General features: G+C 67.5%; 12 protein-coding genes. 5 read left to right on the forward strand and 7 right to left on the reverse strand.

Annotation, left to right across the window (positions count from 1 at the left end; all coding sequences use genetic code 11):
* Positions 1-9: 9 nt before the first annotated feature.
* From K4A76_RS11280 to K4A76_RS11305, 6 genes are all read right to left on the reverse strand, one after another.
* Entirely contained in the window at positions 10-420 is a 411-nt protein-coding gene (locus tag K4A76_RS11280) for a M67 family metallopeptidase (RefSeq protein ID WP_274412188.1), read from the reverse strand.
* 10 nt (positions 421-430) lie between these two features.
* Positions 431-1,603: a molybdopterin-synthase adenylyltransferase MoeB gene (gene moeB, locus K4A76_RS11285; RefSeq protein ID WP_274412189.1), complete on the reverse strand. Its 1,173-nt coding sequence runs from the start codon at positions 1,601-1,603 to the stop codon at positions 431-433.
* A 170-nt stretch (positions 1,604-1,773) separates the two neighbouring features.
* Positions 1,774-4,293, reverse strand: a complete 2,520-nt coding sequence (locus tag K4A76_RS11290; protein ID WP_274412190.1) for an aminotransferase class III-fold pyridoxal phosphate-dependent enzyme — start codon at positions 4,291-4,293, stop codon at positions 1,774-1,776.
* Positions 4,293-6,662 carry a thiamine pyrophosphate-binding protein gene (locus tag K4A76_RS11295; RefSeq protein WP_274412191.1) on the reverse strand — a complete coding sequence of 790 codons (2,370 nt, stop codon included), beginning with the start codon at positions 6,660-6,662 and terminating at the stop codon, positions 4,293-4,295. The genes K4A76_RS11290 and K4A76_RS11295 overlap by 1 nt, the downstream gene beginning before the upstream one ends.
* Complete coding sequence (locus tag K4A76_RS11300) at positions 6,659-7,939, reverse strand: MFS transporter (protein ID WP_274412192.1); 1,281 nt, start codon at positions 7,937-7,939, stop codon at positions 6,659-6,661. Before K4A76_RS11300 ends, K4A76_RS11295 begins: the two co-directional genes overlap by 4 nt.
* A 4-nt stretch (positions 7,940-7,943) precedes the next feature.
* A complete protein-coding gene (locus K4A76_RS11305) occupies positions 7,944-9,002 on the reverse strand; it encodes a class I SAM-dependent methyltransferase (protein WP_274412193.1) in 1,059 nt (352 codons plus the stop codon).
* A gap of 182 nt (positions 9,003-9,184) precedes the next feature.
* Here K4A76_RS11305 and K4A76_RS11310 point away from each other — a divergent pair, with 182 nt between their 5' ends.
* Positions 9,185-10,147, forward strand: a complete 963-nt coding sequence (locus K4A76_RS11310; RefSeq protein WP_115294057.1) for a helix-turn-helix domain-containing protein — start codon at positions 9,185-9,187, stop codon at positions 10,145-10,147.
* A gap of 55 nt (positions 10,148-10,202) precedes the next feature.
* Here the strand turns inward: K4A76_RS11310 and K4A76_RS11315 are convergent, their stop codons facing one another.
* The gene (locus K4A76_RS11315; protein WP_274412194.1) at positions 10,203-12,191 is read right to left on the reverse strand and encodes a TonB-dependent receptor; all 1,989 of its coding nucleotides are present in this window, start codon (positions 12,189-12,191) and stop codon (positions 10,203-10,205) included.
* A gap of 295 nt (positions 12,192-12,486) precedes the next feature.
* Between K4A76_RS11315 and K4A76_RS11320 the strand changes: the two genes are divergently transcribed.
* From K4A76_RS11320 to K4A76_RS11335, 4 genes are all read left to right on the forward strand, one after another.
* Entirely contained in the window at positions 12,487-13,662 is a 1,176-nt protein-coding gene (locus tag K4A76_RS11320; protein ID WP_054912466.1) for a M20 aminoacylase family protein, read from the forward strand.
* 83 nt (positions 13,663-13,745) lie between these two features.
* Entirely contained in the window at positions 13,746-15,056 is a 1,311-nt protein-coding gene (locus K4A76_RS11325) for a citrate-proton symporter (protein ID WP_009681747.1), read from the forward strand.
* Positions 15,053-16,510 (forward strand): amidase, encoded by a 1,458-nt coding sequence (locus tag K4A76_RS11330; RefSeq protein WP_274412195.1) that lies wholly within the window; start codon positions 15,053-15,055, stop codon positions 16,508-16,510. The genes K4A76_RS11325 and K4A76_RS11330 overlap by 4 nt, the downstream gene beginning before the upstream one ends.
* A 64-nt stretch (positions 16,511-16,574) precedes the next feature.
* Positions 16,575-17,345: an IclR family transcriptional regulator gene (locus K4A76_RS11335; RefSeq protein WP_212624606.1), complete on the forward strand. Its 771-nt coding sequence runs from the start codon at positions 16,575-16,577 to the stop codon at positions 17,343-17,345.
* The last annotated feature ends 288 nt before the right edge of the window (positions 17,346-17,633 follow it).

Below are 17,633 nucleotides of genomic sequence, written 5' to 3' on the forward strand. Positions count from 1 at the left end.
CGGCAAGGGTCAGGGCTGGACGCACAGGGGCTCTTCGAACACCCGTCCGTCGATGATGCGAAAGCTGCGCGCGGCGTGCCGCGCCTCGCCCCAGGTCGAGACGATCAGGTAATGCACGTTGGGGTCGCTGGCCAGGGCGATATCCTCGCGGCTTGGCCAGGCTTCGCTGGCGGTGTGCGAGTGGTAGATCACCCGGCAGTCTTCGTCGCGCTGATCCAGCTCACGCCAGACCTGCAACTGCTCGCGCGGATCGAAGCTGAACCAGGTGGGGCTGGCGGCCTGGTTGCGCATCGGCACCACCCTGTGTGCAAGCGGCTCGCCGCTGGCGGCGGCAATCAGCCCACAGGCCTCGATGGGATGCGCGGCCTGGGCCAGGTGCCTTACCTGTTCCAGGGCCTGAGCGGTGATGCGCAGAACCATGCGGGCGCCCTCAATAGCTCGGCAGGGCCGGTTCCACTTCGCGCACCCACGCCAGCACGCCGCCTTGCAGGTCACGCACCCTGCCGTGGCCGAGCCGTTGCAGGTCGCCGGCCACGGCTCTGGAGCGCATGCCCGACTTGCAGGTGATCACCAGGTCGGTGTCGTGGCCGTAGCGCTCGACGATCTGCGTCGCCACCTGCGCAGACTTGGGCATGAGCACCGCGCCGTCGATGCGCACGATGTCCCATTCGGTCGGCTCGCGCACGTCGATGATCACCGGCGCGCGTCCGGCATCCTGCAGCGACTTGAGCTGCACCGCGCTGATCTGCGGCACGGGCGCTGCATCACTGGCAGCGGGTCGGTCCAGCCCGCACAACGCCTGGTAGTCGCCCAGGGCGGTGACCGGCTGGCGCTGCGGCAAACGGCGCAAGGGCAGCTCGCGGTAGCTCATCTGCAATGCGTCGTAGACCATCAGGCGGCCCAGCAGTGGCTCGCCGATGCCGGTCAGCAGCTTGATCGCTTCGGTAGCCATGATCGAGGCGATGGCCGCGCACAGCACGCCGAGCACGCCACCTTCGGCGCAGGAAGGCGCCAGCTCCGGCGGCGGTGGCTCCGGGTAGAGGTCGCGGTAGTTCAGGCCGCGATCGCCCGGGGCATTCTCCCAGAACACCGACGCCTGGCCTTCGAAGCGGAAGATCGAGCCCCATACGTAGGGCTTGTCGGCCAGGATGCAGGCGTCGTTGACCAGGTAGCGGGTGGCGAAGTTGTCGGTGCCGTCGAGGATCAGGTCGTAGCCGCTGAACAGCTCCACGGCCATGTCCGCCTCCAGGCGTTCGGTATGGGTGTGCACCTTGACCAGGGGGTTGAGGCGGGCAATGGCCTGGCGAGCGCTCTCGGCCTTGAGTTCGCCGAGGGTGTCGACGCTGTGAATCACCTGGCGTTGCAGGTTGGACTCGTCGACCCGGTCGAAGTCGATCACGCCCAGGGTGCCGATGCCGGCTGCGGCAAGGTAGAGCAGGGTCGGCGAGCCCAGCCCGCCGGCGCCGATCACCAGCACCCTGGCGTTCTTCAGGCGGCGCTGGCCGAGTACGCCGATGTCGGGAATCAACAGGTGACGGCTGTAGCGGTTCACTTCTTCGCGGCTGAGCTCGGCTGCGGGCTCGACCAGAGGCGGTAAGGTCATATCGCTTTCTTCCATTCAGTAGATACGAACTGGAACCATTTTCAATTGTGCGGGCCACCGGTTCAATCCGCCGAGCGGCCCGATTCGTATGGCAAAGCGCGGTAAAACTATGGGTTTTGTCGGCGGGGCGGTGGCAGCGCGGAAAGGGGCTGCTTGGCAGCCCCCGGGGCTCAGGACTGGAACGTGGCCAAGTCCTCGCAGACGCTGGCGAAGGCGCTCAGAAAGCGTTCGGCTTCGTCGCGCGTGAGCACCAGCGGCGGCTGGATACGCATCACCCGGTTGTTGTTGGCGGTAACGAAGGTGAGCACGCCATGTTCCTCGGACAGCTTGGTCATGAAGCGCAGCACGAACATGTCTTCCAGGTTCTGCTCCAATGCCTGGGCGGCGGCCTCCAGGTGCGCGCGGGCAGCGCCCGACAGCATGCGGTAGGTGGCCATGGCCTGGCCCGGTATGCGCCCCGCCAGTTCCTTGACCAACGCCTGCACGCCGCCGCGCATGTCCTGGTGAAACTCGATCGCCAGCATCAGCCCGCGGCCGCGCACCGCCACCAGGAATGGGTAGCGGTCCACCAGGCGCTGCAAGCCGGCCTGCAGAAACGCCCCCACTTCGGCGGCATTGGCACACAGGCCGTCCTGCTCCAGCACATCCAGCGCCGCCAGGGCCGCGGCGGCAGCGAAGTTACCGCCACCGAAGGTCGAGGTGTGCAGGGCGAAGCTGTCGATATCGCCATAGGCACGTTCCCACACGGCGTCGCGGGACAACGTGGCACCGATTGGCACCAGGCCGCCGGACAGCGACTTGGAAAGCACCATGATGTCGGGCGCGGTATTGTCCCACTCACAGGCGAACAGCTTGCCCGTGCGGCCCAGGCCGGTCTGGATCTCGTCCAGTATCCACAGGCAGTCGAACTCATCGCACAGCGCACGAACCCCAGCCAGGTAGCCAGGCGGTGGCAGGATCACGCCGCCTTCGCCCTGGATCGGCTCGACGATGAAGGCAGCCACGTCGCCTTGCTCCAGGCGCCTGCGCAACGCGTGCAGGTCGCCGAAGGGCAGGCTGTCGCAGCGCGGCAGCAGGGGCTCGAAGGGGGTGCGGTGCTTGGCCCGGCCCGTCACCGACAGTGCGCCCAGGGTCTTGCCGTGGTAGCCGTTGTCGCAGTAGACCACGCTGCGCCTGTCGCTGGCGGCCAAGGCCAGTTTCAGTGCCGCCTCTACCGCCTCGGTTCCGGAGTTGCTGAAGAACACCCGGTTCAGCCCACCGGGTGCCAGTGCCGCCAGGCGCTGGGCCAGGAGGCTGGCGTGCAATGGCGCCGAGAGGTACTGGATGAAGGTGGGAAATTGCGCTTGCAGGTAGCCTTGCAAGGCCTGGCTGATGGCTGGGTGATTGTGGCCGGTGTTGAGGCAGCCGTAGCCGCCGACGAAGTCGAGAAAGCGCCGGCCGTCCAGGTCGGTGAGCCAGCAGCCCTGGCCCTGGCTGAACACCCGCTCGATGTGGTTGAACCGGTAGAACTCGCGCAGCACCGGGTTGATGTGCTCGGCAAAGCTGTTGAGCACTTCGCGGCGCAAGGCCAGGGGCTCGTCGGTGGCGTCGCTGGCGCGTAGCGCACGGCGCGGGTGGTGGTGGCGGTGCAGGCGGTCGAAGGCCTCGCTGGCGAGCACTTCGCCGTCATGGGTCATGGGCGAAGGGCTGAAGCCGTGACGCTCGGCGATGCGGCCGATCTCCAGCACCTTGTGCACCGGCAACTCACGGCCCAGGGAGAATGGCTCGGCGCGGCCCTCCAGCGCCAGGATCATGGTTTCGGCCAGGCAGCCATTGAGGCTGCGCTTGGGCTCCAGGCCCAGGCTGCGCAGCCCCAGGTGCACGGCGGGGCTGGCGGAGACCAGGCCGGCGTCCACCAGCAGGATGTCGCGGCGCTGGTGGGGCACGTCCATCACGTCCTTGGGCAAGGCGGCATCCAGCACCACCGAGCCTGGCAGCAGCCGGCGTGGGTCGATCAGGCCGCCGCTGGACGTCGCGGCTACATAGAAGCGCACCTGGGCGTAACAGTCTTCAAGGTTGTGATGCAGGGTGACCTGGGCGTGGTACTGGCTGGGCAGGTAGTCCAGGTGCGCCTGGGCCTGCTGGGCGTTGCCCCGGTGCACCAGGCGCAGCCGGCAGCCCTGTTCGGCCAGCAACCGCGCCACGGCCAGGGCGATCGACCCGGGGTAGCCGAGTACCGCCACCTCGGCGTCCGCTGCGGCGATGCCCAGCAGGCGCAGGCTGTCCATCAGGTTGGCGTAGGCGGCGAAGGCGGTCAGCGAGTTGCCGGTGGTAACGGCCACCTCAGCCTGCTGCATGGTCGCCACGCCGCGGTTGCCGACGATCGCGGTAAAGCCGCCCAGGCCCACCAGTTCGGCGCCTTCGGCCTTGAGCGCGGCCACGCCCTGCAGCACCCGTTCGGCAACCGCGCGCGGCTGGCGCAGCATCTGCTCGGCGGTCAGCGGCATGAACTGCAGCATTCCCGAGCACTCGGCGCCACAGGCGCTGACGATGCGCCCGAAATCGATGAACGGCACCAGGTTGCGCTGCTGCCAGCGCTCGGCCTGGTAACCCCAGGCCTGTTCTTCCAGGGTGCGGTCGAGCATGTCCACCAGCTTGACCTGATGCAGCAGGCCAGTGGAGGTGGGGTGGGCAATGAATCCGAATTTCATCAGCAGTTTTCCATGTTCAGGCGGCTCCAGGCGGTTTCCGAGACCAGGCTCAAGCCATCGCCCTCGGAGTTGTGGCCCAGCCATACGTCGAAGAAGTTCAGGCGCCCCGGCGCAGTCAGCGCCTGGCGCAGGGTGTCGGGGCAGAACTGCAGCAGGCGGGCGCGGCAGACACGCAGCGGGCCGAACGCGCGCTCTTCCCACAGCGGCCCCTCGGCCAGCGGCACGTTGACCTGGCTGGCGCCGTGGCAGGCATAGCGTTTGTCCAGGTAGGTCTGGATCATCGACAGCACGCCGTTGGCCAGGTACATCACCGTGACGTTGCGCTGGCCGGCATCGGCGCTGCTGGCCAGGCTCATCGCCAGGCGCTGCTCGATGTCCGGCACCAGGGCGCGGGCACCGTCGCCAATGAACGCCAGCACATGGCGTTCGTCGTTCAGGGCTATGTAGGGCAGCGACATCAGCGCATCGCCCATCAGCGCCCGGCCGTACCAACCGGAGAAGCCGGCGTCGGTACGGGGCAGGTTACGCAGGGCCGACAGGCTGCAACGGCCCACGTCGTAGACACCGGTGTAGCGGTAGCCGTGACACTCGATCAGCTCGCCAAGCAACTGGCCGAGGCGATGAAAGAAGTAGTTCGGCGTCATCGGCAGGGTTTCGATCTGGTCGCTGGGCAGCACCTCGCGGGTGCGCTGCAACCTTTGCAGCCGCTCGCGGCGGGTGCGCAGCAGCGCGGCCGGTACGGCCAGGCGCGGCTCCAGGTAGTCGAGCACCCTGTTCAGGGCCAGCGGCACTGGCAGCTCGCAAAACGGCGCGATATGGCCGGGCTGGTGGTTGACCTGGGCAATGTGGAACAGCCTGGGCAGGCGACCTTCCGAGTAGGGCGTGGCGGACTGGTCGATCTTGCTTTTGACGAACATCAGCCAGGGTTTGCCCGGCTCGTTGTCGGTGCCTTCGAGAAACGCGTGCACGCGGCGGCTGAATCCGTACATCGACAGCGGCCCGAGGTAATTGGGCACCGGCTCCTGGTCCTGATAGGCGCATACGCTACCGGGCGCGACAATGCTGTCGGCCAGCGCGATGCCAGCGCGGCGCGCCAGTTCGACCACCCGCTGGCGCTCGTCGGCAGCCAGCCGCCCGCATTGCCAGAGCAGGCGCGAAGGCGTGTGGTTGATCACCTCCAGCAACTGCTCCAGCGCCGCCAACTCCGGTGCCGTAAGCGCCTGCTGCATGGCTGTGGCGGGCATGGGCGGGGGCGGGCCTTCCAACTGCGCGCGGGATTCGAGCACCGCCTGGGTGGCGAACAGGAAAGTCGGCGCCGGGCGTTGGTCAAGGGCAGCGAAGGCCTGTTCGACACAGGCCGCGGCTTCATCCGGGCGGCGCACGAAGCGCTGCCACAGGCCGCGGGCGGCGATGACCTGATGGCCATCGTTGTCGGCGTCCAGGGTGCCCTGGAAGGCGAACCAGACCGACTCCGGGGAGTCGGCGCAGACCACCAGGCCCGGCGCACCGGCGCGCTTGAGGTTGGCCAGGGTGCCGCGCATCTCGTCAAGCATGCCCGAGGTCATCACGATCACGTAGGCCCGTTGGTACAGCTGCCAGCCGGCCAGGGCGCTGACCGCCAGGGCGTGCTCGTTGCAGGCGCTGTGGAAACCGCAGGCGGTTGGCCGCAGCAGCTCGCCCAGCGAGTCGAGCAGGCCGGCGACCATGGAGCCGGTAAAGAAATGGCAATCCCAGGCCTGGCCCCAGCGTTGGGTCATGCGCTGCTGGATGTCGCGGGCCAGGCTCACCGGCTCAGCCGATTGCAGGGTGGTGCGTGCCAGCAAGCGGTTGCAGTAGGCGTGCTCAAGGTGGTCGACGAACAGGCGCAGCAGGTCGGCGCGGCGCAGCGCGCGGTCTTCGTGGGGCACGCGCAGCAGGCGGTTGCCGCCCAGGCGGGTCAGCCAGTGCTGCAGGTGCTGCGCATGGCACAGCAGCACGGCGCTGCTGGGCGAGCGGCGGGCTTCGGGCTGGGTGTCGAGCAGGGCGCCCAAGGGGTCGTGCTCGGGTTGCGCTTGCAGGTCACGGGTGTCCAGCAGCACGTGATCGCAGGGGCAGGCGGTAGCCAGCGCCGCCTGGGCCTGGGCAAGGTCGTCGAAGGCCAGCAGTTGCAGGGCCAGCGCCCCTGGCTTGGCCTGTTGGCGCAGGTAGGCTTCGGCCTGGCCGGCGACCTGACGGTACAGGCTCTGCAACTGGGCGTCGGGCCAGTGCTGGCTGGCGTGCGGGGTCTCATGCCCCAGCCAGTGGTTGAGCCGGTCGAGCACGGCGCTGACGTCGGCCCGTAGCGCCGGATCGCGGCTGATCAGGCAGATGCCGTAGCGGTGTGGCTTCATGGTTTGCCCTCAAGGGTGATGGAAGCGGTGCCTGGGGCGGCGTCGCCGGAGGTGCGCAACAGGGCGTCGGTGCTGCGGGCGATGCTGTGGCGCACCCGCCACGCCAGTACCAGCGCCAGCGCCAGGCCAGCGCCCAGGCTGGCCAACAAGCCGCCATAGCCCAGGCGGTCGAGCAGCAGGCCGGCGAGCACCGGTGCAGCCAGACGGGTGACCACGAACAGGCTCGACTGCAGGCCATAGTCGCTGGCGCTGCGTTGCTGGCGGCTGAAGAACAGGGTCAGGCCGAACATCAGCGCCGACACCGCCCCCATGGCCAAGGCCAGCAGTAATGCACCGGCGATCAGCCAGGGCTGGCCCAGCCGCAGCCACACCGCCAGGCCCAGCACCCCCAAGGCCAGCAGCGCCGCCAGCAGGTACAGGACAATCGCCCGTGCCGTGCCCAGCAGCGGAATCAGGCGCCCGCCCACCAGGCTGGCAAATGCGCCCAGCGTGCCCCCGGCAATGCCCACCAGCCAGGCCACCTGCTCCAGGGCCATGCCCTGGTCGAGCAGCAGGGGTTTAAGGTACAGCCAGGCCGCCCCGATGAACGGGAAGGCGCTGAGCAGCAACCAGGTCCACTGGCGTGCCGCCGGCTGGCCGAAAAAGCCGGCCCAATCGGCCACCAGGCCCGGTGCCATGGCTGCCGGTGTGGGCACGCTCGGCAGGCGCCTGGCTACGAGCAGCAGCGCCAGTACCCCCAGTGCCAATGCCGCGCCCATGATCACGAACGGCGCCTGCCAGCCCAGGCGCGACTGCACCAGCAACATCGCGCCGCCGCCCACGATCGCACCCACGAACAAGGCCGCGGCGCGGATGCTGCCGGCACGCACCTGTTCGTGGCGCGGCAGCCATTGCACCGCCAGGGCATTGAGTGGGATGTCCATCCAGGTGGCGACGATGCTGATGGCGAAGGTCATGGCGAACAGTGCCAGGCGCTGTTCGATGAGGTTGTCGCGGGCGATCAGCGCGTACAGCACGATCAGCACGCCACCGAGCAACGCCAGCCAGCGCGGCAACGGCGAGCGCCCCAGGCGCACCCGTTGCACCGGCACGGCCATGAGGAACTTGAACACCGCCGGCAGCCCGGCCAGCTGGAACAGACCGATCTCGGTCCCGCTCCAGCCGTATTGGCGCATGACCAGCGGCAGGCCGAACATCAGGTAGATGCTCGGCACCGCCAAGGCCAGGTTGAGCCAGCCGAACAGCAGTTGCAGGGCGATGACAGGGGGGCGGGTCATGGTGTCACTCCTTGGCCTTGCGGGCGATGACTGCCGTTACCGGCGTTAGTGGGTAGCGCACGCCATCGACCTGCTCTACACCACGCCAGCCGCTGTCGCGCAGCAGCTGCGCCAGCTCGCCCTCGGCCAGTACGTGGCGGCCTTGCAGGCGCATGTGCAGGTAGTAGGGCAGCACCTGGGCCGCGACCTGACGGGCCTGGGGCACTTCAGCCTGGCAGCACACCAGCAGGCCACCGGGCGCGAGCGCCGCGTGCAGGCGCTGCAAGGTGGCCGGCAGGTCGTCGACGAAGTGCAGCACCGACGAGCACCAGATCAGGTCGTAGCCGCTGCCTATGTCGTCGCTGTTCAGGTCTGCGCCGCGCGCGCTCAGCCGGGCGCCCAGGCCGGCGGCGGCGATATTGTCGGCGGCCACCTGTGCCGTCTCGGGGTATTCGAGGACCACGCCGCTGAGCGCCGTCAGTTGCCGGGCCAGGGCGATGGCCACCAGGCCCGGCCCGCCGCCGAGGTCGAGCAGGCGTTGCAGGCGTGGGTACTCCGGCAGGCTGGCCAGCAAGGCACAGGCGCTGTCGCAGGTGACCGCTCGTTGTTCCTGGGCGATCTGCAAGCGCGCGGCATTGGCCCACCCCTGGTCGAGCTGGGCGGTACTCGGCGCCTGGCGCGGCATGCCCGTGCGCAGGTAGCCGTCCAGTTGTGCGCCGGTTTCCCGCAGCACGCGGTGGCGGAACATCAAGGCATCGCCGCAGTACTGGACCGCGTCGCTGCGCAGGTGGCGGTCGGCCAGCGGGCTATTGCGGTAGCGCGCCGGGCGCTGAGCATGGCGTTCGAGCAGGTCCAGGCTCCACAGCAGTTCGAGGAAGTAGTCGGCGCTCTCGGCATGCCAGTTCAGGGCCTGCGCCACCTGGGCGGGGGCGAGGTATTGCTGCAGGTGATCGAACAGGCCGTGTGCCAGCGCCAGCTGCAAGGCGTCGGCCGCCAGCCCTCCCAGTTGCAGGTCCCAACAGGCTTGCAAGGGGTGGGTGGCGGTGGGGTGCAGGTCGCGGGGGCGGGGTGCAAGTCGGGTCACGGTAACTTCCTGTAGTTGTCGCGTGTGTGGCCGTTGCGGGCCCACGGATAAGGAACGAAACGGGGCATGGCCGAATCAGCTCAAAGGGTGGTATATATTAAATAAGAATCATTCACATAAAATATGCGAGCCGGAGCCGTTTTTATGCGGTACGACGGCCGCAGATCCTCAGGGATGTCTTCATGAACACGAGCAACGCCACCTGCCGCCTGGGCCTGGACCAGCCCCGGCACCGTTCGCTGAGCGCCGACGGGCGCCTGCGCCTGCAATTGGACGAAGCCTACGGGCAGTGCCACACCGACCTGCTGCAACTGGAGCAAGGCCTGTCGCTGGGGCGCCTGCATTACCACCCCACACGCCCGCTGGTGGAGGAGACCTGCGGGCCGCATGACGGCCACGTGATGGTGGTGACGGTGGGGCTGCAGGGAAAATCCGGCTTCATCGGCCAGGACGGCAGCACCCTGGCGTTCGAGGCGGGGCACACCACCATCACCGCCTTCCGTGCCACGCCTGGCGAGCGCCGGTACCAGGCCAACGAAACCGCTTCGCAACTGCGCGTGGTGATCGACCACGCGACGCTGTGCAAGTACGTGGGCGAGGCACGGGCCACTGAAGTGCTGGGCAGTGGCCGGTTGCACCGCCTGGATTTCCGGCCCAGCTCCCAGGCCGCCCAAGCCCATGCCGCCGCGCTGGTGCGCTACCTGCAACCGGGCGGTCTGGACCCGGCCCACCGGCTGGACCTGCATATCCACACCCTCAGCCTGCTGGCCGAGCAGTTCAACCTGCTGGCGCCGCCGCCCAGCACCGCCGCGGCCTTGAGTACCTGCGACGTGCAGCGTATCGAGCGGGCGCGCAACCTGTTGTGCGAGCAACTGGACAAGCCGTTGACCGTGGATTACCTGGCCACGGCGGTGGGCATGAACGAACACAAGCTCAAGGAGGGGTTCCGTTACCTGTTCGACACCACACCGGCACGCATGCTGCTGGAATTGCGCATGCGCAAGGCCATGACCTTGCTGGAGGCCGGGCAACAGGTGGCGCAGGCGGCGTGGCAGGTGGGGTACAAATACCCGAACAACTTCACCGTGGCGTTCACCCGCTATTTCGGGCGGTCACCAAAGTCGATCTTCGGGCGCAAGCGCTGAGCCCGGTCAGGGCGCCGCTGCGGGCCATGGCGTGGGTCGCAGCGGCGCGCCCCCCCTACAGCTCGAAGCTGACCCTCATCCCCACCTCGCGTGGCGGGCTGTACACGGTCACAGCGCCATTGAGCAATCCCTGGGCGTCGTAGCGCTTGTCCAGCAGGTTGTCGACATAGGTGCTGACGGTGTACTGCCCGAAGCGGTAGCCAGCGCTCAGGTCCACCAGGCCGTAGCCGGGGCGCCGATAGGTATTGGCAGCGTCCAGATACACCTTGCCCACCGCACTCAGCGCGCCCTGTACGTACCAGCCGGCATCGGCGTCGTAACGCAGGCCCAGGTGGCCGGTGAAGTCCGGGGCGAACGGGTTGCGGTTATCCTCGTAGTCGTTGCTCCCCTCGCGGAACCGCTCGAAGCGGGTGCGGTTCAGCCCCAGCGCTGCAGTGAGGGTCCAGCGTTCGCCCAGCAGGTATTCCAGGTCCAGGTCCAGGCCGGTGGAGGTCGCCGCCGCCGCATTGGTGATGTACACCAGCCCCTGCTGCACCAGTTGCTGTACCTGCATGTCACGCACCTGCATGCGGTACAGCGCCGCCGAGTAGCGCAGGCGCTGGTCCGCGGTCAGGCCCTTCAGGCCCACCTCAAGGCTGCGCACCTGCTCCGGGTCGTACGCCGGGTTGCCGGCGCTGCTGGCGAAGGCATTGAAGCCGCCCGCACGCATGCCCTGGCTGTAGCTGACGTAGGCCTGGGCATCGTCGCTCAGCGCATACTGCAATGCCACCTTGGGGGTGAAGTGCTGCCAGCTGTCGGACTGGTTGCGGTTGCCTGCCGGGTCGATCCAGGCACGTGCGTACTCATAGCGGCCACCCAAGGTCAACGACCAGGCCCCGGACAGCGGCTGCAGCCATTGGCCGAACAGCGCGGCGGTATTGCCCCCCAGGCCGGCCTGGGTGCGGCTGAGCCCCATCGGCAGTTTCTGCTGGTAATCCAGGTCGTGGTCTTCACGGTCGGCATACGCGCCCAGCAGCCAGCGGCCTTGCCCGTGGCTGCCACTCAAGCGCAGTTCCTGGCTCAGGGTTTCGAAATGGTAGTCGCGGGCCAGGTGCATGAGGTCGCTTGGCTGGAAGTCGGTGTCCTGGCGTAGACGGTCGTCGAACACGCTGCGTGCGGTGATCGAGCGCAGTTCCAGGTCGCCGCCCAGTTGCCGGCGCAGGTCCAGCGACCAGGTGTCGCCGCTGGAGTGGTTACGCCCGGCCAGCCCGGAATTCACTGCCCGGTCGCGGCCCGTGCGGCTGCCCCATTGCGCGGCCTGGTCGCGGTATTTCAGGGTGCTGTAGCGCAGGGTCGCGTCGGTGAGCGCGTCCGGCGTCCAGCGCAGGGTCAGGCGGCCGCTCTGGCGCTCGCGGTCGTCGGCTTTGCCACCGGCAAAGTCGTCGTCCAGGTAGCCGTCCTGGCTTGTCCATTGACCAGCGGCACCTGCGTACAGGGTGCCTTCTATCAGCGCGGTGCTCAGGTCGGCGCTGACCAGGCGCTTGTCACGGCTGCCCAGCCCGGTTTCCACCCGGGCGTAGTCGGCGTCGCCCGGCTGGCGCGTGAACACGCTGAGCACGCCGGCCTCGGCGTTGCGACCGTACAGTGCAGATTGCGGACCGCGCAGGATCTCCACGCGCTCGACGCCCACCAGGTCATTGTCGAAGCCTTGGCCGCGCAACACCGGCACGCCGTCGACCAGCATCAGCAGCGAGTTGGAGAAGGCCGTGGCATTGGAGGTCAGGCCGCGCACCACCGGCAGTTGCGTGCCCGACTGGCCAAAGGGCTGGAAGGTGAACCCCGGGGTGCGCCGCACCAGTTGTTCCAGCGAGTCCACCGGTGTGCTCTGCAGGGTCCTGGCGTCGATCACCGAGAGGCTGGCAGGCAACTGGTCGCGGGCTTGTTCAAGCTTGTCGCTGGCCACCACCGTGTCTTCCAGCACCAGCCGTTCGCTCGCGCTCGTCGGCGTTATACCCCCTGCGACCACCAGCCCTGTGAAAACCCCCACCAGCGTTGTTCTGGCCATGCCCGTTCCTCGATGTTGGCAACGCGCACCCCGCACGGGCACGCAACGGCCGGCATTGTAGCGCCTGATCGAGAATCATTCGCGTCAGCAGCCTATGCGCCAGCGACGGTTTCCTATGCGTGGCCGCGGATGGAGCACCACCAGCACCAGGCTTTTGTTCCGCAGCATGAAACCAGTTTCGGTTGTGTGCCACGGCAGGCCAGGTTTAGCTGGCAGCCAGCACGACCTGCCTCACCCGTCGTGACCCCAAGGCGAACAACAAGAACGGGAAACCACCCGCACAAGGAGACTGCACATGTCCCGACATCAGCACATCCTGGCCTGGCTGAACGAGGTGGCCAGCGACCTGCACGCAATCCGCCATGATATTCACGCCCACCCGGAACTGGGTTTCGAAGAAAACCGCACCTCAGCGCTGGTCGCCGGCCACCTGGAACAATGGGGCTACGAGGTGCACACCGGCATCGGCAAGACCGGCGTGGTGGGCGTGCTGCGCCATGGCAGCAGCCAGCGCCGCCTGGGCTTGCGTGCCGACATGGACGCGCTGCCCATCCATGAGGCCACCGGTGCCGCCTACAGCAGCCAGCACCAAGGCTGCATGCACGCCTGCGGCCACGATGGGCATACCACCATGCTGCTCGGTGCCGCCCGCTACCTGGCCGCCACCCGGCAGTTCGACGGCACACTGACGCTGATATTCCAGCCGGCAGAAGAGGGGCAGGGTGGTGCCGAGGCGATGCTGGCCGATGGCTTGCTGACGCGTTTTCCCTGCGATGCATTGTTCGGCATGCACAACATGCCAGGGTTGCCCGCGGGGCAGCTGGGCTTACGGGAAGGGCCGATGATGGCTTCGCAAGATCTGCTCACCGTGACCCTGGACGGCGTGGGGGGCCACGGCTCCATGCCGCACCTGACGGTCGACCCGCTGGTCGCCGCCGCCAGTGTGGTGCTGGCATTGCAAACCGTGGTGGCGCGCAATATCGATGCCCAGGAGGCAGCGGTGGTGACGGTGGGGGCCCTGCAGGCCGGCGAAGCGGCCAACGTGATCCCGCAACAGGCACTGCTGCGCCTGAGCCTGCGGGCGCTGGATGCTGAAGTACGGGCGCAGACCCTGCAGCGGGTGCGGGCGATCATCACCCACCAGGCTGAAAGCTTCGGCTGCCGCGCCAGCATCGAGCACCGCCCGGCGTACCCCGTGCTGGTCAACCACCCGGCAGAAAACGCCTTCGCCACCCAGGTAGCCGTGGAGTTGCTGGGCGCCGACGCGGTGGATGCCAACACCCGCAAGCTGATGGGCAGCGAGGATTTTGCCTGGATGCTGCAACGCTGCCCGGGTGCCTACCTGTTCATCGGCAACGGCGTCGCGGGGCCGATGGTGCACAACCCCGGCTACGACTTCAACGACGACATCCTGCTGACCGGCGCTGCCTACTGGGGCGCGCTGGCAGAGCGCTGGCTAGCACCTGCCTGATCCTGCCGTTTTACCGACTGCCGCTGGAACCCGGGTGCGACCGTGCCCGGGCGATCACCCAATCACCGTGTGGAGTGTTCCCTATGCAGACTTCGAGTAATGGCGTGTCGCGCACCCGGCAAGTGGTGGCTGCCGTCATCGGCAACGCCCTGGAGTGGTATGACTTTATCGTGTACGGCTTTCTGGCCAGCATCATTGCCCGGCAATTCTTCCCCTCCGACGATGAATACGCCTCGCTGCTGATGGCCCTGGCCACCTTCGGTGTCGGCTTTTTCATGCGCCCGGTGGGCGGTGTGCTGCTGGGCATGTACGCCGACCGCAAGGGTCGCAAGGCGGCGATGCAACTGATCATCCGCCTGATGACCGTGTCGATCGCCATGATCGCCTTTGCCCCCGATTACCTGGCCATTGGCATGGCCGCGCCGCTGTTGATCGTGGTGGCGCGCATGCTGCAGGGCTTTGCCACGGGCGGTGAGTACGCCAGCGCCACGGCCTTCCTGGTGGAGAGTGCCCCGGCCCACCGCAAGGGCCTGTACGGTTCCTGGCAACTGGTGGGGCAATGCCTGGCGGTGTTCGGCGGTGCGGCGATGGTGGCACTGGTTACCCACCTGTGCTCGCCGGCGGCGCTGGACAGCTGGGGCTGGCGTATCCCGTTTGTGCTGGGGCTGCTGATCGGCCCGGTAGGGCTGTGGATTCGCAAGCACATGGAAGAACCCGAGGCGTTCATCGAGGCCCGCCGCCAGGCCAAGGGCCGCTCGCCCAGCCTGCCGCAGGTGCTGCGTGAACACCGGCGCAGCCTGCTGGTGGCCATGGGCCTGGCTTCTGGCGCCACAGTGTCGTTCTATGTGGTGCTGGTGAACATGCCGACGTTTGCCCACAAAAGCCTGGGCCTGCCGTTGGACCAGGTGCTGCTGGTGCAGATGCTCGCGGTGGGCCTGATGACGGTGGTCATTCCACTGGCCGGGGCGCTGTCGGACCGTTTTGGGCGGCGGCCGGTGCTGATGGCCTTCACCCTGGCATTCTTCGTGATGGTCTACCCGCTGTATGTCTGGGTCGCCGCGGCGCCATCCCTGGAGCGCCTGCTGGTCATGCAATTGCTGCTGTGCACGGCTATCGGCGGTTTCTTCGGCCCGGCGCCGACTGCCCTGGCCGAGCAGTTCCCGGTCGAGGTGCGTTCCACCGGCGTGTCGGTGGCCTATAACGTGGCCGTCATGGTATTCGGTGGCTTTGCCCCGTTGATCGTGACCTGGCTGACCCAGGCGCTGGGAACCCCGGTGGCGCCATCGTTCTATGTACTGTTTGCCTGCCTGCTGACCTTGTTGGCTACCTACTGTCTGAAAGACGCACCCCGGGCGGGCAACCGGGCTGCCTTCAACCTTGGAGTGAAACCGTGAAGCCGCTTGTCATCGACCCCATTGTCGCCCTCGGCGCCGAAGCCTTGTCCCAAGCCATACACGCCCGCCAGCTGTCGTGTCGCGAGGTGATGCAGGCCTACCTGGTGCACATCGAGCGGTGCAACCCACGGGTCAATGCGCTGGTCTCGCTGCGCCCGGCCGCGGCGCTGCTGGCCGAGGCCGACCAACGTGACCGCGAACTGGCCCGCGGCCATTCACGCGGCTGGATGCATGGCATGCCCCAGGCCATCAAGGACCTGGCGGCCACGGCCGGGCTGCGTACCACACTGGGTTCGCCGCTGTTCGCCGACCAGGTTCCCCAGCACGACGCGATCAGTGTGGCGCGGGTGCGGGCAAGTGGCGCCTTGATCGTGGGCAAAAGCAACGTGCCCGAGTTCGGCCTGGGGTCGCAGAGTTACAACACCTTGTTCGGCACCACCACCAATGCCTACGACCCGACACGGGTGGCGGGGGGCAGCAGCGGTGGCGCGGCGGCGGCACTGGCCATGCGCCTGCTGCCGGTGGCCGACGGCAGCGACATGATGGGCTCGTTGCGCAACCCGGCGGCGTTCAACAACGTGTTCGGCCTGCGCCCCTCGCAGGGGCGGGTGCCCCACGGCCCTGCGCCGGAATTGTTCGTGCAGCAGTTGGCCACCGAGGGGCCGATGGGCCGCAGCGTGACCGATGTGGCCCGGCTGTTATCGGTTCAGGCCGGGGCAGATGCGCGGGCACCGCTGGCGCTGAGCGAAGGCCGGCGCGATTTCGCCGCCGGCTTGCAACGTGATCTGCGCGGCGTACGGGTGGGCTGGCTGGGGGACTACAACGGCTACCTGCCGATGGATGACGGGGTGATGAGCCTGTGCGAATCGGCCTTGGCCGATTTCGCCGAGCTGGGCTGCCGGGTCGAGGCCTGCCAACCGGCATTCGACCTGGCTCGCTTGTGGCAGTGCTGGCTCACGCACCGCCACTTCCTGGTGCATGGCAGCCTCAGCGCAGCCTATGCCGACCCGGCCCGGCGCACACTGCTCAAGCCCGAAGCACAGTGGGAGGTGGAAGGCGGCTTGCAGTTGAGTGCTGCAGCGCTGTACCAGGCTTCGCTGGACCGCAGTGACTGGTACCGCGCCATGGCTGAGCTGTTCGAGCACTACGATTTCCTGCTGCTGCCATCGGCCCAGGTGTTCCCTTTCGATGCGTGCCTGCCATGGCCGCAGGTGGTAGGCGGGCGGCCCATGGATACCTACCACCGCTGGATGGAAGTGGTGATCGGGCCGACCCTGGCCGGCTTGCCGAGCATGAGCGTGCCGATCGGTTTCAACCCTGGCGGCTTGCCCATGGGCTTGCAGATCATTGGCCCGGCCCAGGCAGACCATGCCGTGTTGCAGTTGGCCTATGCCCATGAACAACTCACCGGCTGGGTGCAACGTTGCCCGCCGCCCAGCCTGCAGGCGCCATGAGGTGCTGGCCAGGCGCGCTTTTTGCTGGCTATGCTGACCCTCTGGCAACCAGGAGGTCATCCCCATGGGCATCACGGCAGAAGGTGGCGGCGTGCGTTCGGTGGAGCGGGCGCTGGCCATCGTCGACCTGCTGGGCGAGCACCAGGCACTGGGCCTTGAAGAACTGCATTACCTGACCACACTGCCCAAGGCCACGGTGTCGCGCATGCTTGCTACCTTGCAGGTGCAGGGCTGGGTTTATCGCGGCCTCAGCGACCGGCGCTATCGGCTGTGCTCGCGGCGCTTGTACGGTGACCGCCAGTTGCGCTTCAAGCGGCGCCTGGTGGAACGCGCCGCGCCGATGCTGCTGGAGTTGAGCGAACGTACCGGGTTGGTGGTGGACCTGTCGTGTTTCGATGGTCAGCGGCTGGAGGTCATGGAAAGCGCCATTCCGCAGATCCTGCGCAAGCGTTACCCGCATACCTGCCAGATCGTCGGCCATCATGCCAGCTTGTTCCATTCGGCGATGGGCCGCGCCTGCCTGGGTGAGCTGGGGCTGGAGGAGGTGCAACGCCTGGCGGCCGATGCGCGGCTGGGGGACGATGCGTTGCTGCGCGATATCGAGAAAGAGGCACACAAAGGTTTCGGCCAGCGCACCGAGGGCCACTGGGAGTACCCGGTACGCCTGCCGCACCTGATTCGCGCCATTGCCTTGCCCGTGCATGCCGAAGGCCGCGTGGCCGGGAGCATCGCCTTGCACTGGCCATTGGACCAGGCGCCTGTCGAGCGGGTACTGAGCCTGCACCTGAGCAGCCTGGCGAGCACGGTTGGCGAGGTGCAGCGGGCGTTGGCCTGAGGCTGGCGGTCATGCTTTCGCACCCTATGGCCGCTCTTGGTGCCTGATGCTGCTTACTTGAGGGTGATGCCACACTGATTGGGGCTGCTGCGCAGCCCATCGCAGGCAAGCCAGCTCCCACAGGTACAGCGCACACTTCAAGCATTGCACCGTCCTGTGGGAGATTCTATGGTTTCTGGCAAGGGTAGCCGCAGTATCTTCAGCGCCTGTGAGACCGAGCGCCGCCCGCGCGGCGCTTCGCGGGTAAACCCGCTCCTACATTTGTTTCGGGCCAATTATGCCTGTGGG

The sequence above is a fragment of the Pseudomonas sp. NEEL19 genome (genome assembly GCF_028751975.1).
GTDB classification, from domain to species: domain Bacteria; phylum Pseudomonadota; class Gammaproteobacteria; order Pseudomonadales; family Pseudomonadaceae; genus Aquipseudomonas; species Aquipseudomonas juntendi.

What these genes read in the sequence shown, in the direction of transcription:
- K4A76_RS11335 (WP_212624606.1), top strand. Translation starts at nt 16,575, where the DNA reads ATGGGCATCACGGCAGAAGGTGGCGGCGTGCGTTCGGTGGAGCGGGCG.
- K4A76_RS11325 (WP_009681747.1), top strand. Translation starts at nt 13,746, where the DNA reads ATGCAGACTTCGAGTAATGGCGTGTCGCGCACCCGGCAAGTGGTGGCT.
- K4A76_RS11320 (WP_054912466.1), top strand. Translation starts at nt 12,487, where the DNA reads ATGTCCCGACATCAGCACATCCTGGCCTGGCTGAACGAGGTGGCCAGC.
- K4A76_RS11315 (WP_274412194.1), bottom strand. Translation starts at nt 12,191, where the DNA reads ATGGCCAGAACAACGCTGGTGGGGGTTTTCACAGGGCTGGTGGTCGCA.
- K4A76_RS11310 (WP_115294057.1), top strand. Translation starts at nt 9,185, where the DNA reads ATGAACACGAGCAACGCCACCTGCCGCCTGGGCCTGGACCAGCCCCGG.
- K4A76_RS11290 (WP_274412190.1), bottom strand. Translation starts at nt 4,293, where the DNA reads ATGAAATTCGGATTCATTGCCCACCCCACCTCCACTGGCCTGCTGCAT.
- K4A76_RS11295 (WP_274412191.1), bottom strand. Translation starts at nt 6,662, where the DNA reads ATGAAGCCACACCGCTACGGCATCTGCCTGATCAGCCGCGATCCGGCG.
- moeB (WP_274412189.1), bottom strand. Translation starts at nt 1,603, where the DNA reads ATGACCTTACCGCCTCTGGTCGAGCCCGCAGCCGAGCTCAGCCGCGAA.
- K4A76_RS11280 (WP_274412188.1), bottom strand. Translation starts at nt 420, where the DNA reads ATGGTTCTGCGCATCACCGCTCAGGCCCTGGAACAGGTAAGGCACCTG.
- K4A76_RS11300 (WP_274412192.1), bottom strand. Translation starts at nt 7,939, where the DNA reads ATGACCCGCCCCCCTGTCATCGCCCTGCAACTGCTGTTCGGCTGGCTC.